This is a genomic window from Enterococcus sp. S183_ASV_20 (genome assembly GCF_018919685.1).
Lineage (GTDB): Bacteria > Bacillota > Bacilli > Lactobacillales > Enterococcaceae > Enterococcus > Enterococcus faecalis.
Genome location: NZ_JAHLRI010000009.1, coordinates 1 through 25,745, shown reverse-complemented (window position 1 = coordinate 25,745; position 25,745 = coordinate 1). Strand labels below are relative to the sequence as shown.

Genomic DNA, 25,745 nt, shown 5'->3' with positions numbered 1-25,745 from the left:
ATCAATCAATTGTTATATTTTAGTTGCCTTTTTTATCAAATTATCATGTTTAAAGGTCTAGGATAATCAGCACTTTTCATTATACCAATTTTTGAAGAAGATTTAAAGCACTTCCCTTTTATTCTTTTGGTTTCGAAAGGCTAACAGAGTTTCGAAAAATTTGGTATACTAAAAACAGTAAATTTATTGGAGATGGAAAAATGGATGAACAAGAATTTCGAAAGCAACTGACCTTAAAGCCTGTTGAGGAAGGACACATTGATCAATTTAATGAACTTCTTTCCTATGTTTTTCAAGTGACTGAAGCAGATATTGAAGAAAGTGGTTTTGAAAACAAACGCGCATTTATCAAATCAAAACAACCGATTTTAGAACTTTCAAAAGTATTTGGCTGGTTTCACGAAAATCAATTAATTTCACAAATTGCTATCTATCCATGCGAAGTCAATATCCATGGCGCTTTGTATAAAATGGGCGGCGTTACTGGTGTCGGTACCTATCCTGAATATGCCAACCACGGTTTAATGAAAGACTTGATTCAAACAGCATTAGAAGAAATGCGCCAAGATAAACAGTGGATTTCTTATCTTTTCCCTTACAACATTCCTTATTACCGACGTAAAGGTTGGGAAATCATGTCCGACAAGTTATCTTTTAAAATTCGGGATACGCAATTACCAAAAACCGTTCCTGTTCCAGGAATGATTGAACGGTTAGCTGTCGATCACCCAGATGTCTTTGATGTCTATGCGCGATTCGCTCGTCAAAATCACGGCGCACTCATTCGTAGTGCCTTCAACTGGGAAGAATATTGGCGTTTTGAAAACGAGGAAGAACGGACTGCTGCTGTCTATTATGGTGCCAATCAAGAACCTTTAGGAGTACTTTTTTATTGGGTGGCCGATGAGGTATTTCATATTAAGGAAATGTTTTACTTGAACCAAGAAGCCCGAAATGGCTTGTGGAATTTTATTACTGCGCATTTTTCGATGGTTTATTGGGTCAAGGGCGATATCTATAAAAACGAACCTTTAGCCTTTCTTTTAGAAGACAGCCAAATTAAAGAAAGCATTGAACCCTATTATATGGCGCGAATTGTTGATGTCAAAGCCTTTTTAGAAAATTTTCCTTTTGAAAGTACGGCTAAGCCCTTCCATTTTGTCGTTAAAGATCCTGTCGCTGAGTGGAATAATGGTATTTTTGGCTTAATTTGGGATGAAAATGATCAAGTAACCATTACGGATGAACCTTTAGGTACCGCCGTTCACTTAGATATTCAAACACTAACTTGTTTAGTCATGAATTACCGACGCCCTTCGTACTTACATCGAATTGAGCGTATTGATACAGATAAAGAAACTTTAAATTCTTTGGAACGGATTTTTCCTGACCAAGAAGCTTATTTCAGTGATTATTTCTAAACCCTTGGATTGGAGACAGACAAATGACAAAAATTTATTTTGCAGGACCTTTATTTTCGCAAGCTGACTTACGTTATAATGCCTATTTAGTCGAACAAATTCGACAATTGGATAAAACAATCGATCTTTATTTACCACAAGAAAATGCGGCGATTAACGACAAATCTGCTTATGCCGATAGTAAAATGATTGCCTTAGCAGATACAGAAAACGTCCTTGCTAGCGACTTATTGGTTGCTTTATTAGACGGTCCAACCATTGATGCGGGCGTAGCTTCCGAAATTGGTGTTGCTTATGCCAAAGGAATTCCGGTGGTTGCCCTTTACACAGACAGCCGCCAACAAGGTGCTGATAATCACCAAAAGCTTGATGCTTTGAACGAAGTCGCTGAAAATCAATTCCATTATTTAAACCTTTACACAGTTGGTTTGATTAAATTGAATGGTCGGGTTGTTTCTTCAGAAGAGGATTTGTTGGAAGAAATTAAGCAACGATTGTCATAATAAAAAAGAACGAGCGAATTCGCTCGTTCTTTTTTTATACTTCTTCTATTGGTTCATTTTCAAAAACTAATTGATTGTCTAATAGACTAATCGTGACTTTTGTTTTTGGCATTACTCGACCAGAAACAATTTCTTTTGCTAATGGTGTTTCGACTTCACGAGTAATGAAACGTTTTAACGGACGAGCTCCATAAGCTGGCTCATACCCATTTTCAGCAATCCATGTTTTAGCTTCATCAGTGATTTCCAACACAATTTCTTGTTGCTCTAAACGATGAGCAAGTTGTGCGGTCATTTTACCAATGATTCCTTTCACATTATCCAAGCTCAATGGTGTAAATAAAATAGTATCATCAATTCTGTTTAAGAACTCTGGTTTAAAGTGTCCTTTTAGAATATTCATGACTTGATTTTCAACTTCTTCTGGAATTGTTCCTTCAGGTGTCACACCTTCCAATAAAAGCTGAGAGCCGATGTTACTTGTCATAATTAAAACTGTATTTTTAAAATCAACGACCCGACCTTTAGAATCTGTCAAACGACCATCATCTAAAACTTGTAATAAGATATTAAAGACATCTGGGTGCGCTTTTTCAATTTCGTCTAATAAGACAATTGTATAAGGGTTTCGACGAACAGCTTCTGTTAACTGGCCACCTTCTTCATAACCAACATAGCCTGGAGGGGCACCAACCAAACGAGACACGGCATGTTTTTCCATGTATTCACTCATGTCAATCCGTACCATATGATCTTCAGAATCAAACAAATCTTCAGCTAAAGCTTTAGCAAGTTCTGTTTTACCAACACCAGTTGGTCCTAAGAAAAGGAACGAACCGAGTGGGCGATTTGGATCTTGTAAGCCTGCTCTTGAACGAATCACCGCATCACTAACAGCATCGACGGCTTCATCTTGACCAATCACACGTTTGTGTAATGTTTCATTCAGTTTCATTAATTTTTCTCGTTCGCCTTCAACTAATTTTGTCACAGGAATGCCGGTTAAACGACCGACCACTTGCGCAATTTCGTTTTCAGTAACCGATTCTTGTACCATTTTGACGTTATCTTTAGCGTTCTTTTCTTCCAATTTTTTCAATTCATGTTCTAATTGCGGAATTGTTCCATGACGCAAAACAGCAGCACGTTCTAAATCATAATTATTTTCAGCATCTTCTAATTCGTGTTTTGCTTTATCAATCTCTGCACGTTTATTGGAAACCGCATTAACTTCTTCTTTTTCCGTTTCCCATTGCATTTTCATTGAGTTGGCTTCTTCACGCAAATCTGCTAATTCTTCTTGCAAGTTGGCTAACCGTTTTTTACTTGCATCATCTGATTCTTTTTTCAAGGCCGCTTCTTCAATTTCTAGTTGCATTAACCGACGTGTTACTTGATCGAGCTCTGTTGGCATCGAATTCATTTCCACTCGAATCGTTGCGCTTGCTTCATCGACTAAGTCAATCGCTTTATCTGGTAAGAAACGATCAGTAATATAGCGATCGGATAAAGTAGCGGCAGCAACTAAAGCATTGTCATGAATATTCACGCCGTGGTGAATTTCAAATCGTTCTTTTAAGCCACGCAAAATAGAAATTGTATCTTCTACTGTTGGTTCTTTGACTAATACTTTTTGGAAACGACGTTCTAAGGCTTTATCTTTTTCCATATATTGGCGATATTCATCAAGCGTTGTGGCACCGATTAAATGCAATTCACCACGTGCTAGCATCGGTTTTAATAAATTCCCGGCGTCCATACTGCCTTCAGTTTTACCAGCTCCGACGATATTATGAATTTCATCAATGAATAAAATGATTTTGCCATCACTTTTTTTCACTTCTTTTAAAACAGCTTTTAACCGTTCTTCAAATTCGCCACGGAATTTTGCTCCCGCAATTAAGGCACCCATATCTAAAGAAAAAATGGTTTTATCTTTTAAGTTTTCGGGAACATCTTTACGAACGATTCGTTGTGCTAATCCTTCAACAATCGCTGTTTTACCAACACCTGGTTCACCAATTAAGACTGGATTATTTTTAGTTTTTCTTGATAAAATCCGAATAACGTCACGAATTTCTTCGTCACGACCAATGATTGGATCTTGTTTTCCTGCTTTTACTTGTTGTACTAAGTCAACACCGTATTTTTCTAGTGCTTTATATTGTTCTTCCTGGTTTTGAGAAGTCACACGATCTCCTCCTCTCATCTCTTCAATATTTTTTCTTAACTCTTTTTCCGTAATGCCTTGTTGCATTAAATATTTTGTTAAACGATAATTTTTCAATTTCATTAAAGCTAAAAGTACAATTTCGGTTGATAAAAATTCATCTTGGAATTCTTCTCGAAGTGAATCAGCTTCTTGCAATAAATGGAACAAATTTTGACTTAAATTTTGACCATATTGCACATTACCGCCCGCCACACTTGGATATTCATCTAACGCGTTATCTACTTCTCGTTCAAATGCGTCAACATCTAAACCAGCATCTGTGTAAAAATTACGTCCAAAATGGTTTGGTTGAAGAAAAATTTTCCATAAATGTGCGATATCAATTTCTTGATGTTGCCGTGTCACCGCAACTTTTTGAGCTTCAGCAATCGCCTCTTGTAGCGTGGTTGTCATTTTTTCAATATTCATAAACGATCCCTCCCGTTTATTGTTTTGTCTTTTTTATTTTAACATTCTTTACAATTATTATTATCCGACTTTTGATGGATTTCTTCAAAAGTTAAGGTATCTGTAAACCTTATAAATTTATTATACTCCGTTAGTCAGTAAAGGTCAATAAATAAATTGACCTTTTTTGACCTTTTTGATAAAAAAAACCTAAAACAACTAAATATCACTGTTTTAGGGCTTTTTTCGCAATAACACCTGGTTTGACCAACTCTTTATTGCTTTGATTTATTAAAAATAAAGTTTTAACGTAAGATACTTTTTATCGGCATGGCTAATCAAAATAGCCAAACTGGTTATTGCTAAAAATAATTCGTACTCATAACCACTAAAACCACTTGCCAAACCAAAAGAAAAAATAGCTCCGACTAAAACTGCTATGAATCCTACTGATACCAAAGGAATTAAAAAGCCAATAATCATAAATAACCCACCAATTAATTCAATTGCCGCTACACCATAAACGAAAAGACTTGGCAAACCAATACTAGCAAAAAACGCTAAAGTATCTTCCAATGACGTTACTTTCATCACTCCATGAATTAGCATCGTCACCCCTAGCCAAATTCTAATCACTTGAATGCCTCGCTGTTGTTTATCCATATTTCTCCTCCTTTGTTTGCATTAAATAGTTAATGTAACTATTTAAGTTACATTATAAAGGATAAATCGAAAAAAGTATAGAAAAAAAACAAACGTATTTAACAATACGTTTGTTTTTTAATGTTACTGTAAAACTTATATTTTTTCTTAATACAATTAACTTTCCTTTCAAGTGAAACATACTAAGATTAGACTACATCGTCCAATGACCAGGTTACTGTAGATTGATATACTTTTGATATTTCTCCTACATTTGCAGGCACAGTTAATTTTATCTCTTCAAAAGGAAAATATAGTTGCCAAGTTCCACTTCCTTGCGTTCCAGTTGCTGTTATTATTGATTGGGCTGTTGCACCCGATCGAAAAGCTTGAGAACCTAACGTCGGTCCATTGGTAAAACTATTAGTTACTGATTCCACAGCTGTATTAGCATATTGAACTTTTTGAAGTTGAGTGTTCGCAAAGTTCAAGGTAATCCCTTCTCCTTGTGGTAAAGATGTACCAGTACTATCTTTAAATTCAGATAAACTAACGTTTAATTTCCAACCTGTGCTGATTGGTCGATTATCTTCTAGACGTAACTTAAAACCAGCTTGTTGTAATTCGGGACTTCCTACATAGTTTGCTGAATTTAATCCGTAATTTTTTGCCATTGGCGAAATAGTTTGTTTGCCAAAATCAAACGTACTTGGTGTCCCCATCAATACGGGTCGTTGCCCACTCCATTTCGCATATAACGTTACAGTCCCATTGTTAGTAGCAGTTAATGTCGAAATTATTTGTTTATCCGTATATACAACTGCACTTGTCCGTGTCTTCGACCACCCAAGGAACGTATTACTCTCTTTTGTAAAGGTGTTGGCTGGTAATGGTTTGCCTGTTCCATAAATAAAGCTAGCGTTAGGCATGGTACCCGTTCCCCCATTCGCATCAAACTTTACGGTATACGCATTCCCCTTCCAAACAGCATAATAGGTCTTAGCTGAGGCATAATTAACAAGAGGGTTTGTTGTAATATTTGGGGTTGCGGCGTTGGCTGTTGCAGCCCAACCTTGGAAAGTGTAACCCGTCCTTGTTGGCTTCGCAACAGTACTTAAATTAATCACTGTACCAAAAGTATATGCTTTAGCTGCTGTACCACCCGAGCCCCCATTGGCATTAAAAGTCACATTCACTGAGATAGGTTTCCAAATAGCTTTCAGTGTTATTTTTGTAGTAGTTGAAGTAGACGTAAAGCTGATCGTTGCACCAGGTTGATATTTTTTGGTTGCCGTTGCAACATCTTGCCATTCTACAAAAGTATAACCACTAAGCGTTGGTTTTGTTGTTGGAATGACAATTTTTCCTGCATCATTCACATCTAACTGAATCGTTTGCGGAGAAGGTAGACCTTTCACACCACTTCCTGGCACGATAACATTTGGTAAATTTTGTTCATATGCTACTTGAGCAAACTCCGTACTAAAGGTAATTTTGTTACTGACTGCCGTTAAAGTTGCTCCCGCTTTGGCTTCTTTGGCAGAATATTGAAATTGGTTAATCGCTTTTTGATTTTCCGCTTCCGGCACTAAAAAGTTCATAATCGCATCTAATGTCTCACCTGGTTTGATTGTAGTGGCTCCAAAATCGACATAGATTGCTGTGATTAAAGCAGAGTTAGCGGGTTTGGTTGTTGTGAAACCTAAACTAGTTAATTTAGTGGCATTCCATGCTTGTAAATCATTGTTAGTATAACTAGGTAATTGCGAGACAGGCTTAGTTGTATAGTAAATTTTGGCTGTTCCACTATTATTGGTCAAATTTGTAAAACCGATACTTCCTGTTGAACCACGACCATCACTAGCAGAAGGTAATATGTTATATAATCGAACGCTTGTGAAATTGGTATTTCCTGAATTTTTAATCACTGTTTGCATTTGCGGTGTTCCTTTACTTTCCACCGCAAAAATATTACTACTAGACCAAGATTGCGTTGCTGATCCACGAGCGTTTGTTGCGCTATCCAGTTTTGAAGCGTCAACAACGGAGAAACCGGTGTTACTAGTAGCAGATGAATTCATTACGTAGCTATTTTCATTCGTGTTGTCTAAACCGATTTTCTTAGCCTCTGTAGCATCTAACTGAGTAGGTACACGATTAAAGAAATCCGTTGTCTTAGGGCTGCTATAAGCGACATAAGGAATCTGATAGCTTCCGGAAGCGGTTGAACTATCCACGACAAATTCTAAAGGAATCCTGAATATACTACTCTCTCTTGCTACTTTAGATTTATAAGCCGTGCTGGATGTCTTAAAACGATAATAATTGTAAGTTGTATCATTTATAGGTAACGTTTCAACAGTCACCGAAGCTGGATAGGTAACTTGATTACTCTCATCAATAAAATCTTTTTTCGTAGTAGCTTTTAATCGTAACTGTTTGGGCACTTTAATTGTAATAATGGGATTCTCCCAATCCCCTGAAGAAGTGTTTGTATAGTAGCTATTATTTTTCCCGATTATTTCATAGTTAATCGTGTCCCCAGGCAGTTTATTTTGACTATTGGCACTGGTCAAATTGGCAGAAACATTTAGCGACACGCCTTTATTATAATACGCTTTTTTATCGCTTAATTTAAACTCTGTGGGAGTACCAGTTGCATCTTGGTACTGCATGGTGGCTCCAAAGGTAATTGGATTCGACTTCTTAGAAAGCGCGGTTCCATCTGGCCACTTTCCATTAGGCCAACTTTTGATCTGATATCTGAATCCCATCCCATTACCTGGAGGTAGTGAATTGGCGGTTTTGCCATCGGTTCCCATGGGAATAATATTAATGGTGGCAATATACTCATTGGTTGCTAAAGTCGGCAAAGCGGGACTAAAGCTACTAGCCTTAGCTGGCGTACTACTCCAAACAGAACGACTCGTTCCAGTTACAGCATTTTTTATCTGAAACCAAGGTCGGTAATAGGCTGGTGCGTTCACTCCATCAGTAAAACAAAAAATATAGAAATTAGCAAAGTTTCCTTTAGCTGAACCTGCAGTTAATTCTTGTAATTTGTATGTTACCCCTTCAATTGCTTTAGCTCCAGTATTCTTAATAGTACTAGATCGATTAAATGAAGAATAGCCAAAAGCGTAAAAATATCCAGCTGTCGCTAAATTGTCTAAGTTATTAACTGTGTCAGTCGAACCTACAATAGTTGAATGGATACCATCTCCTGACAATTGAAAATCTGGTCTAGAACGCTTTATATAACTTTTCGTAGTTGTGAGAGTATTTATTTTCCCATTCATAAATTTTACCTTCATTCCAAAATTTATGGAAAAAGCACTACCTTCTGCATAAGTTTTATTCAAAGTAACCCTTGTATCAAGATAGACTAAATCAACAAGCGTTGCTGGGTTTTCTAAAACATTTGGTGAGAGAGTTACTAATTTCTGATAGTACCGAGTAAAACCTACTGGCACACTAGGATCTTGTGCATTTGTGACCCCTGTTTTTAATAATCGATTGGCTAAAGTTCCCTTTAATGTAGCTCCTGTTGGAATTTCAACATACACTTGATGATCATAACTAGGATCTAAATTCGCTCTAGCTAAATAATAAAACCGATAAGAATGTGCCAAAACAATATCACCATCAAAATAATTGTTGTTACTAGGAACTGCGTAACTAGAACTGATATATGCAGCAAGAGAACCCACATCAGCTTTTACGGTTTTATTCGCCGCTGAGCTTGCGATTTGTGTACCTGTATTATCAAATACCTTCGCTTGGAGATTATTCCACACGATTTGTCCAGATGGAATTTTGGCATTATAGACGTTATTAAATTTAAAACGTAAATTAATCGTCTCTAATGTTGTCTTGGTTTGTTTCAAACGAATAATCAACTTTTTATTGGTCGTGTCATTTACATACGACGCCACAATTGAATTAGCGCTAGGCGTACTAGGTGTTACCAACGAAAAAATGGGTGCTGTATTATCAAAGTTTTTAAAAACGGGGTCGCTTTTACTTGGATAAAAGCCATAAGGAAGCTCAATCGAAGTACCAATGAGTCCCGCTTGACTGATGGAAACTGGCATAGAAATCGTTAAGTAATCTGGTGCTGTTCCTGTCGTAGAGTCGGTATACGTGCGATAAGTGGCAGGAGCAGTCAAACCGACCGTAATCCCATTCGCTTTGGCGTCAATGTTTTTAGACTTATCGTCGGGGTTGCTTTTTTTATTTTCCTTCGTTTGCTTCTGCTCACTATGCTCCTGTGGCTTTTGAGGCTCTGGTATTGGTTCTTTAGCAACCGTCACTTCTAAATAATTAGCCAATTCTTTTTGATTTTTGTCTTTGACTGACAAGCTGAAAGTTCCTGCTTTTGTTGTCGTTAACAGCAAGTAGCTCTCCCCCAACTGAGCTAAGTCTCTTAAAACCAAGATGTGTTGTTCTTGATTATAGGAACTATGCTCCTTCAATTGTTGATTTTTTGGGGGATTATATTGAATTTCCTGAGGTAATTGTATTTCCGCCCAAGTTACATTGCTAGTTATTTTTACATAAAAATCCGAGCCTGCACTCACTTGCCGTTCTGGTTCTTGTTGCGTCCAAGTAAAAGAAACAGTTTCTACTTTTTTCGTTGCTTCAGTAGCTTGTGTTTTTTCAGATGAAGAATCTGTTGTTTCTGTCGTTTTTTTTGGTGGCTCTGATAGCTTAGGTAATGACTCTTCAACAATTTGTTGCATTTCACTCGTTACTGTTGTCGGCTTAGACCCCTCAGCTAAGCCATTAATTGGTAAAATCATCGTGCCTAATAATATAACTATGACACAAATAAGAGAAATCATTTTCTTATTCATAACCAACACCTTCTTTTCCTTTTTATTCCTTTATTTTGTTCTACTCTTTCTAAAATAAAAATAAACGCTAATTGTAACAAGACACAATGCGCTAAGACCTATTAACAAAAGCGGTTGCCTTTTTGCTGAAGCTGTACTAGCCGACCATTGTTTTATTTGCGTTTGTGTGAGCGTAAAATCTTTTCGCCACTGCCATTCTTGATTACCAGCGCTGGCTTGACTATGGAAAGTATACGTTCCCGGTGAAAGGGCTACTTCATTCAAAGGTAGCTCCATAGCTAATAATGAATTAGGTGCCACTGTCACATCCGTTTGCACTTTTTTTAATAATTCTTTTGGCTGACCTTTTTTGGTTAACCAGTTGGTAATTGTCGCTCCTTTCATAACTTTTGGTTGTCGATTTTGGAATGTTGCTTGAACAACAGGTAGGCCACCGCTGATCGTTGTATCAACTTTTTTTAGTTTCAATTCTGCTCCTTCATCAAATGGCTGTTTATCTTCTGTCAGCATGATTGAAATAGTATAAGCATAGGTTGATGTAAATTGATTAGTTGTTAATGATTCATCCTCTAGTTGTTTGACAAATCGTAATGCACCTAATTTAACTCCCAAAAATGGCTCTTTAGGCGTTCTAATTTCATAATTTACTATTTTTTCTTCAAAGTTTTTTACAGTGACCGTAGCTTCCTTATTTTGCAAATGAACAATTTGTGTGATGGAATTCGTCAAACTAGAATCTAGTTTGGGGCTCGTCTGCGTATAATCAATCTGTCCATCCGTTCCGTTCACTGCATCATGAATACTTAAAGCGACAGTTACGGACTCTTTTTGCAAACTTCTGATTTTCACTTGAACAATCTGCTGACTACTTGGCTGAACACCTAAATAAAAATAAGTTTGATTCTTATCTAGCTGATTATCTGGTATCATACTTTCAACTGTGAAACCCGCTAGCGGCTTTGACTCAGGTTGTTGAGCTAAAGCAACTTCGAAATGCAAAAAGATTAAATAATAGCTAATTATAAAACAGAGATAACTAAACACTTTTATTCCATTCCCTGTCGTTTTGTTTGGAACTTGTGACAAATTCATTTCAACCACCTTTTTCTCCTTGCCTTAATAATTATCGTTAATGAATTCAGTATAGCCGAAGATACAAAAAAAATAATTTTAAATTTTTAAACCAATTAATTGAAAAATAACTTTTTCTTCCCCTGTAAAGGTTTAATAGTGCTTTTTGCCTATGAAAATGCTTAAATTTCATTATTTTATGAAAATAACTCCTTTAAAATTCAAAGTACAACTAGTAAAATAGCAAACAAACATCAAAAGGTAAGTGAATGTCACTTACCTTTTGATGTTTGTTTGCTAAAATTTAATGATTTTTTTACTATTTTCTACTGAATAATTTTCAATTATTTTTCTGAAAATAACTAAGAGAAAAGCGAGAAGAAGCACTCTTCTTCTCGCTTTCTTTTTATCCTAAACCAACACGTTCAAAAATCGTGTCAACATTTTTTAAATGATAATGGTAATCAAAGGCATCATCTAGCTCTTCTTTTGATAAGACAGATGTAATTTTTTCATCCGCATCTAGCAACGGACGGAACGCCGTTTGATGATCCCATGCGTAAGCTGTTTTTGGTTGGACCAGATCATACGCTTCTTCACGTGTCATGCCATGGTCAATCAATTTTAACAAGACACGTTGGCTATAAATTAGTCCATAGGTCGCATCCATGTTACGCTTCATATTTTCTGGGAAGACCGTTAAGTTTTTGACAATATTACCAAAACGATTCAACATGTAATTTAGTAAAATCGTCGTATCTGGAATAATAATCCGTTCAGCAGACGAGTGAGAAATATCTCGTTCATGCCATAAACTCACATTTTCAAAGGCAGTAATGACATGACCACGAATCACACGTGCCAAGCCAGTCATATTTTCAGAACCAATTGGATTCCGTTTATGCGGCATTGCCGAAGACCCTTTTTGTCCTTTTGCAAAAAATTCTTCTACTTCACGTGTTTCTGATTTTTGTAGACCACGAATTTCTGTTGCAAATTTTTCAATACTTGTCGCAATTAATGCCATGGCAGAAACATATTCTGCATGTAAATCACGTGGTAAAACTTGTGTCGAAATCTCTTGAGCACGGATCCCCAAATGTTCGCAAACATATTCTTCAACAAATGGTGAAATATTGGCAAAGGTACCTACGGCTCCACTGATTTTACCCGCTTCGACACCTTTGGCTGCATGTTCAAAACGTTCAATGTTGCGTTTCATTTCAGAATACCACAACGCTAATTTCAAACCAAATGTAGTAGGTTCTGCATGAACACCATGCGTTCTTCCCATCATGACCGTATGTTTATACTCTTTGGCTTTGGCTCCGACAATCTCCGTAAATGTTTGTAAATCTTTCCGTAAAATATCATTCGCCTGTTTCAATAGATAACCATAGGCAGTATCCACAACATCTGTGCTGGTTAACCCATAGTGCACCCATTTTCGCTCTTCACCAAGCGTTTCTGAAACGGCACGAGTAAAAGCGACAACATCATGACGTGTTTCTGCTTCAATTTCTAAAATACGTGCAACATCAAATGATGCATTTTCTCGGATTTTTTGTACATCTTCTTTAGGAATTTCGCCAAGTTCTGCCCAAGCTTCATCCGCCAAAATTTCAACTTCTAGCCATGCCTTGTAGCGGTTCTCATCTGTCCAAATTGCGCCCATTTCGGGTCTTGTATAACGATCAATCATTGTACCTTATCCCCTCTTTACTCCTCAATTTTTGAAAAATAATTACGACCAAATCTTTGTTTCTTTAATTTCTTCCAGTGTTTCATCGATTTCTTTGGTTAATATAGTAATATGCCCCATCGCTCGTTGCGCTTTTGCTTCACTGTGGCCATAATAGTGGAAATGCCAATCTGGATGTTCATTAATAATGTCCATCGTTTCATAGGCTTCATTTCCAAGCACATTGACCGTGACTGCTTCAGACAACAGTTGAATCGTTGGCATTGGCCAATTACATAAACCACGAATATGCGTATCATATTGGCTAAAAGAACAAGCATCTATTGAAAAATTCCCAGCATCTTCTGGACGAGGTAAAATTTTATTTACATAAATCCCGCCTGTTTCTGTATAAAACATTTCAATTGAAAGGGTGCCGACTAAACCAACTGCTTTAGCAATCACCTTAGCAATTCGTTGCAACTCACCACTGACTTCGTCATCAATTCGGGCTGGTGCAATCGTTTCATGTAGCTTACGCTCTTTTTTAATTGTTTCCACAACTGGAAATGTCGCAAATTCGCCACGACCATTACCAGAAATCAGAACAGATAATTCTTTTTCGTAAGGAATCCAAGCTTCCAAGACACAGGTTCCTTCTCTCAGAAGATTCATGGATGGCGCTAAGTCTGAAGTACTATGTAGTACATAACGACCTTCCCCTCGCGTATTCTTCAAGATACACGGATAACCAATGCCATCAATTGCTTCTTGAATATCAGTCGGACTAACAATCGTTGCATAAGGTGCAATCACAATATTATTATCTTCCAAGAAACTTTTTTCCATTAAGCGATCTTGCGTAATCGCTAAAATGTCTGTTCCTTGCGGTATATTCGCCAAATGTTGAATCGCTGTTAACGCATCAACATCTGCATGTTCAAATTCATACGTAATCACTTGGGCACGTTTTGCCAATTTCTCTAACGCTTCAGGATCATTATATGCTCCTAATAATTGCCAATCGGCAACTTGTGCAGCAGGACAATCAATTTGTGGATCTAGCACACCCACTCGAAACCCCATTTCTCTTGCACTAAGGGCCATCATTTTTGCTAAATGTCCGCCACCAATGATACCAATCACTTGACCAGGTAATAGTGGTTTATCCAAGTTCATCACAACTTTCCATCACAGTTTTATCCTTAAAATCCTTCTGCGGTTTCTCGTCGCAGTCTAGCCTTTAAGAGTGCTCTTTTTACATGATACAAGGAAAAAGGCTCAACTTCAAGTGCCAGCAGTGTTTCCATTAGGTTTTCTCATCAGAATTTATTAACATACTTTAGGATAAAACAGCGGTAACTTACTACTCGTCTCTTTGTAACCAAGCTTTTTTCTCTTTTTCTCTTCAAATTGATGAAAACATTAAATTTTTCTAAACGATGATGAGGTCAAAAAAGTATGAAAGAAAAGCCACCTGACCTTATCTATCATACTTTTTTGAAACTATTCGTTACTTTCTGAGGTTTCTTTTAAACCATTGAATAAAAGATTTAAAATAATTGCGGTAATGCTGCTCATGACAATTCCATTACCAGTAAACATGCTAACAGTTTCTGGTACTTTATTAAAGAGCGTCGGCATAATATTAAAGCCTAAACCAAAGCCAATCGAGATGGCAATAATTAATAAATTTTTGTCATTTGAGTAGTCAACTTTTGACAACATGCGCATTCCTTGGACAGCCACCATTCCAAACATAACCAGCATTCCGCCGCCTAAAACCGGCTCTGGGATAATTTGGGCCATCGCACCAATTTTTGGTAATAAGCCTAAAATAATTAAGAAAAAAGCAGAAAAATAAATTGGTCGACGTGTTTTGATCCCAGATAATTGAACTAACCCGACATTTTGAGAGAAACCTGTATAAGGAAACGTATTAAAAATCCCCCCTAAAATGACGGCTAAACCTTCTGCATGATACCCACGACGTAAATCATCTTCGCCAATTTTCTTCCCTGTAATATCTCCTAAGGCAAAATAAACACCTGTTGATTCAACCATACTAACAATTGAAATAATAATCATCAACACAATAGAAGAAAGATCAAACGTTGGTTTGCCAAAATAAAATGGCTGTGGAAAATGAAACCACGTAGCTTGACCAACAGGAGACAAATCCACTAATCCCAGAAACGCAGCTAAAATTGTGCCACCGACTAGGCCGATTAACACGGCAATTGACTTGATAAAGCCACGTCCCCAAACTTGCACAACAATGATTAAGGCAATTGTTACAAATGCGAGGAGCAAGTTTTTAGGATCACCAAAACTTTTGTCCGTTGCTAAGCCGCCACCCATTTTTTCAACAGCAACAGGAATTAAGGTCAAACCAATAACTGTAATGACTGTGCCGGTGACTAAAGGCGGAAATAGACGTTTAATTTTTGAGAAAAATCCTGCAATAAGAACGACAAAAATGCCCGAAGCAATAATTGAACCGTAAATTGCACCAACCCCTTTGTTCGTACCAATCATGATTAAAGGCGCAACTGCTTGAATGGCACAACCTAAAACGACTGGCAAGCCAATCCCAAAAAACTTATTCACCGTTAATTGTAAAAGTGTCGCAACGCCGCACATAAAAATATCGATTGAAATCAAATACGTCATTTGTTGCGAATCAAAATTCAAGCCGGTTCCGATTAATAAAGGTACGGCAACTGCTCCAGCATACATCGCTAATAAATGTTGCAATCCTAAAACGGCGGCTTTCCCATTTGGTGTTTCCGTCTGTTGTGGTGTATTCAATTGTTTTGTTTCCAAGATTATGCATCCTCCTCTAAAAACGTCACCGTTCCTTCACTTAATGAAGCAATACGTGCTAAAGAGACTACATTTAAGCCCATGTCTTCTAATAACTGACGACCATCTTGGAATGATTTTTCAATTACGATACCAATTCCTTCAACCTTTGCACCAGCCTGTTGGCATAATTCTACCAATCCTTTGGCAGCTTGTCCGTTAGCTAAAAAGTCATCAATAATCAACACTTTATCAGCATCAGATAAAAATTTTCTTGAAATGGAAATTTGACTTGTCACTTGTTTTGTAAATGAATAAACTGAAGCCGTTAAAAGCTCTTCATCCATGGTTAAACTTTTTGCCTTACGAGCGAAGATCATTGGCACGCCTAATTTTTGCGCTGCGTATAAGGCAGGAGCGATTCCTGATGCTTCAATTGTAATTACTTTGGTAATGCCTGCTTCTGCGAAAACCTCAGCAAAACGATTACCCATAGCCTCCATTAATTCTGGATCTACTTGGTGCGTAATAAAACTATCTACTTTTAAAACACCTTCACCTAATACACGGCCATCATTTTTAATACGTTCGACTAATTCCTTCACAATATGAACTCCTTTACTTATTTTTCGATAGATGCTTTGTTCTCATCCTGAGGAAAGGACGGTTCGTTAAAAACGAACGAAATAAAACAAAGTGCTATTTATATTCGTGTTCTAACAAAAGAAAAAAGCCCATTTTGCCAAAGCAAAAAAGGGCTATCCGCTCTTCTTCACTTATAGACCAGCATTTACGGTGCTGGGTAGAGACGGTCAACCGTATTTTGACCTTATACAAGCTTCTATGTTTCTCTAGGATAGTACAAAAATCTCTAACTTTCAATGGTTTAACAACTTTTTTTCATTAGAATTTTCAAATAATTGGTTCATTCTTCCATTGTTCCGTAAAAGCGAACATTAAATAGTCAAAAACGCTTTGGCAGTCTATCCTGCCAAAGCGTTTTTTTATTCTTCATCGGTTGCTTTTTCTTGTTCACGATATTTTTTCATTTTTTTGCTGAATAATTCACCGTTACTAGGGGGCGTATATGTAATAGCATTCGCTCCGGCGATAATGGTTTCATGAATACTCGATTCAGTTGGTCCTCCTGTTGCAATAATCGGTAATTCTGGATACTTGCCACGGAAATAGCGTACGGTGGCTGCAGTGTCTTTTCCTGCACTGATATTAATCATATCCACGCCAGCCGCAAGTTTTTCATCAATTGGCGTATGAATAGAAGTTACTGTGCTGATAATGGGAATATCGATTGCTTCATCCACCATTTTAATTGTTTCAATTGGTGTAGGACCATTCAAAACGACACCCATTGAACCTTGTGCTTCTGCAAATAAACTCATATAAGCAGAACGCATGCCTTGCGTTAAACCGCCGCCGACTCCTGAAAAGACAGGAATATCCGCTGCTTCAATAATGCCTTTTGTAATCGCTGGATGCGGTGTAAAAGGATATACAGCAATCACTGCCTGTGCATCCGTATTGCGGATAATCGCAATATCTGTCGTAAAAATAATTGATTTTATTTTACGGCCAAAAATTTTAATGCCACTGGCTTGCCGAATAATCTCTGGCATTTTTACAATATCTTGTTTCAGCGGCGTCATAATTTCTGGAATCCACTTTTCGCTCATTGTCATCGTTCCTCCATGCTTAACGGTCGTATTTATTTAAATTGTATTCTTCTATTACATGAATGATCTTATCAGCGTATGTAGGATCCGTTGCGTATCCAGCATCTTGAAGCGCTTGTGCAGCCTCTTTATAATTTTTGGCTAACAAGACTTTTTCATATAAATTTGGATCCCAATCGACCCCATCAACAAATAACTTAGTATGATCTCGCATGGATTCTTCCCAATTGTCATAAACTCGAAAATCACCCTGAATCGTAATCCAGACCTCATTGACATACTCTTTTGTTTCTAAATTGACTTTTGGTTGATTGCCATATGCTTTAATCCCAAAAAGATTGTTATATTTCGATGCTAATTGACTTTGTCCAAAATTTGATTCTAAAACTGCTTGCCCCATAATAATACTTGGTAATACCCCGTAAGATTCTTGTAATTCACGTGCATACGGTGTGATTTCAGCAACAAATTCTTCTTTTGAGATGTTTTCATTTTGGCGATTGACTGACTCGCTTTGTCCCTTATCTGAATCAGAAAGGACAGATAACGAAAAGACAAAGGCCAAACCGACGACAACTACGCCTAAGAATAACTTTGGCAAATTCAGCTGCTTTTTTCTTTTTTTCTGATAGTTGCTCACTTCATTAATTCCCCACTTCATCTTTTATTTTCCGATAAAATGTTTCACTATCTTTCACTTTCGTGATTGATTTCATTTGTTACTATAACCGAATAATTGTATCATTTTCACAGAAAATTATCAACTTTCATCACTGCTTACGCTCGTGATTTCAGTACTTGATTCAGTGGTAGCAGTTGAAGAAACTGTACTACTTTCAGAAATTTTAGTGGATGATTTCACTGTTGTTTCAGTTGATGTGTGAACAGATTCTTCAACTGGCTTTTTGCCAAAAAAGACAAAAATTACCGCACCAAACATAATAATCACAGATAAAATCCCAGCAATTGTGTATTTCAAAAGACCATCCTTCCTATTCGTTATTCACCTACGTAAGTATCCATCAGATTTTCATTGACCCAATCTAATAATTCAACTTTTGAACCTTCCAATTGTCGTTGAATCGTAGCTGGTAACCGGAATGTAATAATATCATCAAAACCCCATTCGCCATAGGCCAGCGTCACTTTCAAATCAATATAACCAGCAGCAATTTCTTGTTCCTGTTTATTGTTAGGAATCAATTCTACAACGCCCAAATCAGATTGTAACCATTTTTTGGCAATTGTTGTTTTTAACCGTTTATATTCCGAAACAGCTAGGTTACGTTTTTCCGGAAATAAGATGGTTTGGCGGAGTATTTTTTGAGTCAGCATCCACTCATAATCCGTAAATAAATTCTTAATTTTTTGCATGACTTCATTGTCCAAACCAAATTGGCCTTCTTTCCAAGCTTGCCAATCGGCTGCTTGAATTTGATAAGCGGAGTAAAAATTTTCTTCTGTTTGGTACTGTTCAATAATTGCGTCAACAATAATATCTACATAAACTTGATGCATAATCATTCGCCTCCATTTTCTATTTTACTGAAATTCTCTAAAAAAAGCATCTTTTTATCTCTGGATTTTATCATATTTACAAAATTGTCCTTGTTTTCTAATTTCTCTTGTTTACAGTATAATAAATAATGAAGAAGATTTGAAGAAATTGCATAGATTAGGAGGACTTCTTTTGACAAAAAAATTATATCAATGGGGCATCGTAGGATTAGGTGGAATTGCCCACGAATTTGCTTCAACGTTTAAACAAGAAACTAGCCAACTTGCAGCTGTTGCTTCACGGACATTGTCTAAAGCAGAACAATTTGCCGCTGATTATTCAATCCCTAAAGCCTATGGTTCTTATGAAGAATTGCTAGCAGATGAAACAATCGATGTTGTCTATATAGCAGTGCCAAATAAACAACATGCTGAACACATTTTAAAAGCGCTCCAGGCTGGAAAACATGTGTTGTGTGAAAAAGCTATTACGATGAACGCGGCAGAATTAAAACAAGCCTTGGCAGTTGCAGAAAAAAATGACCTTATTTTAGCAGAGGCCATGACTATTTTTAACATGCCACTATACGACGAATTACGTCGCTTGATGGATGCTGGCAAATTTGGTCAGTTAAAAATGATTCAAGCACCATTTGGAAGTTACAAAGAACCCGATCCTAAAAATCGCTTTTTTAATCCTGACTTAGCAGGCGGCGCATTGTTAGATATTGGTACTTATGCGGTTTCGTTTGCTCGTTGGTTTCTCAGCTCACAACCTGACGTTTTAGCTTCTAGCATGGTTCCCTTCTCTACTGGCGTTGATGAACAATCGGTGACATTGCTTCGGAATAAAGAAAATGAGTTGGCTACTATTTCATTAACATTCCAAGCAAAAATGCCAAAGCAAGGAATTGTTGCTTTTGAAGATGCCTATATTACCATTACAGATTATCCACGCGCAGATGAAGCGATTGTTCACTACAACGACGGTACGGTTGAGACCATCGTTTCTGGGTATTCAGCTGAAGCCATGAATTACGAAATCTACAATATGGTTGAAGCAATCAAAGGTACACAACCCAACCGCTCCTTATTTTTCACGACAGAAGTCATTGATATTTTGGACCAGATGCAAAAATTATGGCAGGCGTAAGGGAATCAAAAAACAGAAGGTAGTTTAACCTTCTGTTTTTTGTTTTACTGCTTAATTATTTTTACTAGTTTGAGATATATCCCTAACAGTATCATAAATACTGCACTAACTCTTAACTCTGTATTATACTCATAAAGCCAAGTAGCTTGTGAAAAGACAAGAAATACTAAAAAAATAATTGGTATACAAAATAATCTATTCTCTTTTTCTGTCAAAAAAATGATTGACAGTGATAATAAAAATAACGGAATAAACATAAATTGTAAAAATATGTTCGATAAGACAACTATGTAATTCTTAAATAAGACTGGATTGATCCAGATAATTGCAACAATAGTCAATACAAAATATCTAATGATACTTTCCGTCCTGATGGCATATAACAGTCCTAGGAAAGCCAACAGGCTACCAATTATATCTTCATAGGCAAATAGATGTGTACTGATCATCGCTTCTGTTCACCTCCTTTAATAATAAAAGCTTAATTCAGTTTTTCTCTTTCTTTCCTACTTCTTCTCAGTTAAGTTTTGTAACAATAAATAACAAAAATAGACCACTACGATCAACTGAATCATTAACCAACTAGGCGTTACTTCACTTAACACTGTTTCTCCATAACTACTCCCTAACAACGCAAAAGTCAAAACCAAAAGTGCCTCTGGAATAAATGAGCGTGTTTTTTTGTAGAAACTTTCGATTAAAAGAACCACACCTGTCATTATAAAAAATAACGGTATAACCAAAATGTCATATATCATATAAAAAAATCCACTATCATTTATAGAATAGCTAATTAGTTTAAATATGAATAAATTTTTCCATGTTACAGCTAAAATAATCCATAAAACGTATTTCATTGTATAGCGATCAGAGACAAATAAAATTACCGAAAGCAGAAAAATAAATAAAAAACCAAAGAAAACCATCTTTTTTACTCCCTTAACATTACTAATTGGTGAATATCAATTTAAGCTTTATCGCATCAAATAAAACTGGAAGTTCAAGCTAAACGCTTAAACTTCCAGTTTCCATTTTTCTCTATGGATAAATACGGTTTAACATACGTGGGAACGGAATCGCTTCACGAATATGTTCATTACCAGTAATGAACGTAACAGCACGTTCTAAACCTAATCCGAAGCCAGAATGTGGCACAGAACCGTATTTACGTAAATCTAAATACCAGCTGTATTCTTCTTCAGATAAGCCAAACTCAGCTACTTTTTCTTTCAAATAATCATAATCAGTTGCACGCTCTGAACCACCGATAATTTCACCATAACCTTCTGGTGCAATTAAATCGGCACAAATTACAACATCTTCACGTGTTGGATGTGGTTTCATATAGAAGGCTTTAATTGCTTTTGGATAATTTAAAATGAATGTTGGAACGCCATAGTAATTTGAAATAAAGGTTTCATGTGGGCTACCAAAGTCTTCGCCCCATTCAATGTGATCATAATCATTGTTTGCTTCTTCTTTTTGTAATAACTCAATCGCATCATCGTAAGTAATACGTTTGAATGGTTCCGAAACATATTTTTCCAGTAAAGCTGTATCACGTTCTAAAACATCCAATGGATATTGTTGATTTTTCAATACTGATTTAATTAAATGTTTTACGTAGGCTTCTTGAATATCTAGTGATTCTTCATGAGTTGTGTATGCCATTTCTGGTTCAATCATCCAGAATTCCGTTAAGTGACGACGAGTTTTGGATTTTTCCGCACGGAAGGTTGGTCCAAAAGTAAAGACTTTTCCAAATGCCATCGCACCAGCTTCTGCATATAATTGACCTGTTTGTGATAAGAATGCTGGTTGTCCGAAGTAATCTGTTTCAAATAATTCTGTTGTGCCTTCTGGTGCTGAGCCTGTTAAAATTGGGCTATCAATTTTAATGAATCCTTGTTCGTTAAAGAACTCGTAAGTAGCACGAATAATTTCGTTACGAACTAACATGATTGCATGTTGTTTGCTTGAACGTAACCATAAATGACGATGATCCATTAAGAAATCTGTGCCGTGTTCTTTCGGCGTAATTGGGTAATCTTCTGAAGCGCCAACGACTTCTAAATCAGTGATATCCATTTCATAGCCGAATTTAGAACGGCTATCTTCTTTGATAACACCAGTAACCATGACTGCTGTTTCTTGTGATAAATGTTTAATTTCTTGGAATTTTTCTGTACCAGCTTCTTCACCAAAGACTTCAATGAAGTTTGGTTTGAACACGACACCTTGGAAAAAGGCTGTCCCGTCACGTAATTGTAAAAAGGCAATTTTTCCGCTTGAGCGTTTGTTAGCAATCCAAGCGCCAATTTTTACTGTTTCTCCAACATGTTTGTTTGAATCAATAATTTGAATTTGTTCCACGTTTGTCTCTCCGTTCATTTCTTAGTTTATTCTTTTAGGCGTTGTGCTGAATTCGTTTCTTTTCTATAAAGTCATTCATTCGCTCAATCGCTTTTTCTAACGTCATTAAATCTGTCGCATAGCTCATCCGCACATGTTCTGGTGCACCAAAGCCCTCTCCCGTTACCAGAGCAACATGCGCTTCTTGTAATAAATCTTCCACCCAGTTAGTCACGTTATCATACCCACAAATTTCTAACGTTTTTTTGACATTCGGGAATAGATAAAAGGCGCCTTCAGGTTTTATTAGCGAAACGCCTGGCAAAGCTGCTACTTTTGGATAGATATGATTTAGGCGTTTTTCAAAGGCCTGACGCATGTCTTCAACTGTCGACTGTTCACCTGTTAAAGCCTCAATTGCCGCATATTGGCTAACTGCGACTGGATTACTGGTGGATTGTGAAGCGAGTTGTGTCATTGCTTGAATAATTTTTTCATCCCCGACTGCAAAACCAATGCGCCAGCCTGTCATTGCATATGTTTTGGAAACGCCATTAATAATGATTGTCTGTTGACGAATTGCTTCTGAGATGGTTGCAATTGGTGTGAACCGATGTCCATTGTACACCAAACGACCATAAATATCATCTGCAATAATGAGGATATCATGAGCAACTGCCCATTCACCAATTTGGCGTAATTCTTCTTCCGTATAAATAACACCAGTTGGGTTAGATGGTGAATTTAAAATGATTGCTTTTGTTTTGTCCGTTCGTACAGCTTCTAATTGTGCGACTGACACTTTAAATGATTGCTCTTGCGTGCTTGATACAAATACTGGCTTGCCTTCTGCTAACTTGACTTGTTCACCATAACTTACCCAATAAGGGACAGGGATAATCACTTCGTCCCCAACGTTCAAAATGGCTTGAAATAATAGATACAACGCATATTTGGCACCATCTGTCACAATAACTTGCTTGGGTTGATAACAAAGTTGATATTCTCGTTCCACATAAGAAACAATCGCTTGCTTTAATTCAGGAATACCGCCAGAAGGTGTGTAATAACTTGCTCTTCCATCCTCAATTGAAGCAATTGCTGCTTTTTGAATATTTTTCGGGGTTACAAAATCTGGTTCCCCAACCGTTAAGCTTAAAACATCTACACCTTTTGCTTTTAATGCTTTCGCTTTGGCGGCAGCTGCTAATGTAACAGAAGGAGTCAATTGCTGTGCTCGATTTGATACGTTCATACACCTTTCACTCCCACTTTCATCAAAACCTATCTAAATTAAATATCTTTGACAACGTTGATCTCTTCGCCTTTATCAAAGCTCATCAGATAATATGTTAGTACTCCTTGATCATTTTCGGTGACCACTTCCCATGCAGGGCGCTTATCATAAAGCCCTAACGTAGCTTTCATCACCGATTCATCGGGATGGGCTTTAGCAACAATGTCTGTTATTTGTTGTTCAGTTTGACCATCTTTTTGATTTAAGACCGTGACTTTTTCTCCCGATTTAGGGACAATCACGACAATCTCTGTGCCTTTATCATTTTTGCCGGTTAAAGTAAAATACGTATTTTTGCGTGTAAACCAGTAAAATTTATCAACTGTTTCTAAATTAGCAGAAGTTTTGGCAATTGCGGTTGCTTCTTTTTTGGCTTGAGCCATTGGTTGATTGGTTCGTACAAAAAAGATAATTATTGTTACAAGAATTGCTAAAAGGATTGCCAATAGGGTTAAAAGGACAGTAATCCGTTTCTTCTCTTTCTTTTCTTCTAATTCCTCCAAAAATCCTTCCATCCTCTCTAAACTTACTGGGTCTTATTATAGCAGAAAAATAGCGGCCTTTCACAAATATGACCTAAAAATAATCGATTATTTGTTTAAAAATCCCTTTAATTCTTCTAAAATTTCAGGCATGGGCGCTTCTTTTACTGAAAGTCCCTTGGGAAACGCTTTGATTAATCGTTTGCCATATTTTGCAGTGACTAAACGACGATCCAGAATCAACAATGCCCCTCTATCTTCTTCAGAACGGATTAAACGGCCCAGTGCTTGTCGCAAACGTAATGCTGCTTTCGGTACCGCTTCTTGAGCAAATGGTTGTATCCCTTCTGCTTCTAAATACGCATATTTTGCTTGCACAAGTGGTCGTTTCGGGTTTTCAAAAGGTAAACGCGTGACTATCAATAACTGTAAAGCTGTTCCTGGTAAGTCCACACCTTCCCAAAAGCTATCGGCTCCTAGCAAGACATTCGGTTTTCCATTAGAAAACCGTTTAAGAATTTTTTCACGACTGCCGCTAATCCCTTGGGCGAGGACCTCTTGTCCTTTTTCCAATAATCTCGGCTGGACTTGATGATACACGGTGGACAATAATTCATGCGAAGTAAAAAGAACCAACATCGAACGTTCCTCTTGCGCCATCAATTTTTCAATGGTATCTGAAATGTATTGACCCATTTCATAGGAAGAGGCATTTTGAATGGCTACTGCTTCTTCCGGTACATAGACTCGCGCATTTTCTGCATAGTTATATGGCGTTGGCAGGGTTTTGAACGTCACCTCTGTTAAACCTAACCGTTGCGGTAAATACTTTTTATTGTTGCCAAACTTCAATGTGCCGCTTGTATAAATAATTCGTTCATACCGCGGATACCACTTTGTTTCAGGAAGCAAACTAGCTTCTAAGTCATGAATTTCAATCAAGCCATGGTCTTCATTTTGTGGTAAATATTCTTTTACCCAACGTGGACGCCAATCATCAAGATAAATGGTAAAACAGTGGTGAATACGTTCAATTTCATCAAAAAATTGAAACAAGCGAACAAAAACGATGCGATCAGCCAAACTAAAGGTTTCCAACTGACTCATAATTGTTTGCTGTAATTTACTTTGAATAGTTAACAACTCCTGCAGTAAAAGCTGGAGCGTTTGACTATGTTTTTCTCCCGCAGCAGATAAATAATCAATACGTTCTTTGGTTAAAAGCAACTCCTGATGGTCTATTCGCTTCTGTGTTTTACTAAATAAACGATGCAATTCAAAAAGAAAATCTTGCCATTCATCCACAAAATCCAGTAAACCTTGCCGATAAATTTTTACAAGCCGCTGCTCTTCAGAAAACTGTTGAAAAATTTGCTGTAAAGCAACAAAAAGTTGTTCTTTTTCAATAAAATGTGTGACTTGTTTTTTTAGTATCACACTGTTCACTCGTTCGCTCGCCATCCGACTAGCGATGTCTGGTAAATGATGTGCTTCATCAATAATTAGCCACGGACTTTCAGGTAATAACGGTTGTTTTCTTAGCGACTCTTGCGCCAAAAATGCATGATTAACAATCAACACGTTACTTTGAGCGACTTTTTTATACAGATGTCTTAAAAAGTCAACTTCATAAAGTTCATCTTTTTTTGAAAGAAAATCCAATCCGCGATGTGT

General features: G+C 37.0%; 20 protein-coding genes and 1 riboswitch. Of the genes, 3 read left to right on the top strand and 17 right to left on the bottom strand.

Annotated elements, in window-relative coordinates:
- Positions 1 to 200 precede the first annotated feature (200 nt).
- Together KQI94_RS04990 and KQI94_RS04985 are read left to right on the top strand one after the other, a co-directional pair.
- Positions 201 to 1,421 (top strand): GNAT family N-acetyltransferase, encoded by a 1,221-nt coding sequence (locus KQI94_RS04990; RefSeq protein ID WP_002366990.1) that lies wholly within the window; start codon positions 201 to 203, stop codon positions 1,419 to 1,421.
- Positions 1,422 to 1,444: 23 nt separating this feature from the next.
- Complete coding sequence (locus KQI94_RS04985) at positions 1,445 to 1,924, top strand: nucleoside 2-deoxyribosyltransferase (RefSeq protein WP_002362157.1); 480 nt, start codon at positions 1,445 to 1,447, stop codon at positions 1,922 to 1,924.
- A 34-nt stretch (positions 1,925 to 1,958) separates the two neighbouring features.
- On the opposite strand, the gene clpB is transcribed toward KQI94_RS04985, so the two are convergent.
- The 12 genes from clpB to KQI94_RS04925 all read right to left on the bottom strand — a co-directional run bounded on the left by clpB (position 1,959) and on the right by KQI94_RS04925 (position 18,808).
- Positions 1,959 to 4,565 (bottom strand): ATP-dependent chaperone ClpB, encoded by a 2,607-nt coding sequence (clpB, locus tag KQI94_RS04980; RefSeq protein WP_002368999.1) that lies wholly within the window; start codon positions 4,563 to 4,565, stop codon positions 1,959 to 1,961.
- Between the two features lie 270 nt (positions 4,566 to 4,835).
- On the bottom strand, positions 4,836 to 5,207 hold the full coding sequence (locus tag KQI94_RS04975) for a DoxX family protein (RefSeq protein WP_002368998.1): 372 nt from the start codon (positions 5,205 to 5,207) through the stop codon (positions 4,836 to 4,838).
- Positions 5,208 to 5,395: 188 nt separating this feature from the next.
- The gene (locus tag KQI94_RS04970; protein WP_002389955.1) at positions 5,396 to 10,042 is read right to left on the bottom strand and encodes an InlB B-repeat-containing protein; all 4,647 of its coding nucleotides are present in this window, start codon (positions 10,040 to 10,042) and stop codon (positions 5,396 to 5,398) included.
- Between the two features lie 30 nt (positions 10,043 to 10,072).
- Entirely contained in the window at positions 10,073 to 11,134 is a 1,062-nt protein-coding gene (locus KQI94_RS04965) for a DUF916 and DUF3324 domain-containing protein (RefSeq protein ID WP_002389957.1), read from the bottom strand.
- 385 nt (positions 11,135 to 11,519) lie between these two features.
- A complete protein-coding gene (purB, locus tag KQI94_RS04960; protein ID WP_002356808.1) occupies positions 11,520 to 12,815 on the bottom strand; it encodes an adenylosuccinate lyase in 1,296 nt (431 codons plus the stop codon).
- Between the two features lie 42 nt (positions 12,816 to 12,857).
- Positions 12,858 to 13,973, bottom strand: a complete 1,116-nt coding sequence (purK, locus tag KQI94_RS04955) for a 5-(carboxyamino)imidazole ribonucleotide synthase (RefSeq protein WP_002382795.1) — start codon at positions 13,971 to 13,973, stop codon at positions 12,858 to 12,860.
- Positions 13,974 to 14,300: 327 nt separating this feature from the next.
- On the bottom strand, positions 14,301 to 15,620 hold the full coding sequence (locus KQI94_RS04950; RefSeq protein WP_002382793.1) for a nucleobase:cation symporter-2 family protein: 1,320 nt from the start codon (positions 15,618 to 15,620) through the stop codon (positions 14,301 to 14,303).
- A gap of 2 nt (positions 15,621 to 15,622) precedes the next feature.
- On the bottom strand, positions 15,623 to 16,204 hold the full coding sequence (locus tag KQI94_RS04945) for a xanthine phosphoribosyltransferase (RefSeq protein ID WP_002356804.1): 582 nt from the start codon (positions 16,202 to 16,204) through the stop codon (positions 15,623 to 15,625).
- 154 nt (positions 16,205 to 16,358) lie between these two features.
- Positions 16,359 to 16,456, bottom strand: a riboswitch (purine riboswitch).
- 147 nt (positions 16,457 to 16,603) lie between these two features.
- Positions 16,604 to 17,290, bottom strand: coding sequence for a hydrolase (locus KQI94_RS04940; RefSeq protein WP_002356802.1), 687 nt, complete (start codon positions 17,288 to 17,290; stop codon positions 16,604 to 16,606).
- A gap of 19 nt (positions 17,291 to 17,309) precedes the next feature.
- Entirely contained in the window at positions 17,310 to 17,951 is a 642-nt protein-coding gene (locus KQI94_RS04935) for a glycoside hydrolase family 73 protein (protein WP_002366997.1), read from the bottom strand.
- A 99-nt stretch (positions 17,952 to 18,050) separates the two neighbouring features.
- The gene (locus tag KQI94_RS04930) at positions 18,051 to 18,230 is read right to left on the bottom strand and encodes a hypothetical protein (RefSeq protein WP_002384259.1); all 180 of its coding nucleotides are present in this window, start codon (positions 18,228 to 18,230) and stop codon (positions 18,051 to 18,053) included.
- 59 nt (positions 18,231 to 18,289) lie between these two features.
- Positions 18,290 to 18,808, bottom strand: coding sequence for a hypothetical protein (locus KQI94_RS04925; RefSeq protein WP_002356797.1), 519 nt, complete (start codon positions 18,806 to 18,808; stop codon positions 18,290 to 18,292).
- A gap of 172 nt (positions 18,809 to 18,980) precedes the next feature.
- On the opposite strand from KQI94_RS04925, the gene KQI94_RS04920 reads away from it, so the two are divergent.
- Positions 18,981 to 19,940 carry a Gfo/Idh/MocA family oxidoreductase gene (locus KQI94_RS04920; RefSeq protein ID WP_002389962.1) on the top strand — a complete coding sequence of 320 codons (960 nt, stop codon included), beginning with the start codon at positions 18,981 to 18,983 and terminating at the stop codon, positions 19,938 to 19,940.
- 506 nt (positions 19,941 to 20,446) lie between these two features.
- Here KQI94_RS04920 and KQI94_RS04915 read toward each other — a convergent pair.
- From KQI94_RS04915 to KQI94_RS04895, 5 genes are all read right to left on the bottom strand, one after another.
- Entirely contained in the window at positions 20,447 to 20,866 is a 420-nt protein-coding gene (locus KQI94_RS04915) for a hypothetical protein (protein WP_002368993.1), read from the bottom strand.
- Between the two features lie 112 nt (positions 20,867 to 20,978).
- On the bottom strand, positions 20,979 to 22,331 hold the full coding sequence (asnS, locus tag KQI94_RS04910) for an asparagine--tRNA ligase (RefSeq protein ID WP_002389963.1): 1,353 nt from the start codon (positions 22,329 to 22,331) through the stop codon (positions 20,979 to 20,981).
- A gap of 16 nt (positions 22,332 to 22,347) precedes the next feature.
- Positions 22,348 to 23,547, bottom strand: a complete 1,200-nt coding sequence (locus KQI94_RS04905; protein WP_002368990.1) for a pyridoxal phosphate-dependent aminotransferase — start codon at positions 23,545 to 23,547, stop codon at positions 22,348 to 22,350.
- 38 nt (positions 23,548 to 23,585) lie between these two features.
- On the bottom strand, positions 23,586 to 24,104 hold the full coding sequence (locus KQI94_RS04900) for a DUF5590 domain-containing protein (protein WP_002382785.1): 519 nt from the start codon (positions 24,102 to 24,104) through the stop codon (positions 23,586 to 23,588).
- 75 nt (positions 24,105 to 24,179) lie between these two features.
- On the bottom strand, positions 24,180 to 25,745 hold a 1,566-nt coding region (locus KQI94_RS04895; protein ID WP_275970749.1), incomplete at its 5' end, for a helicase C-terminal domain-containing protein.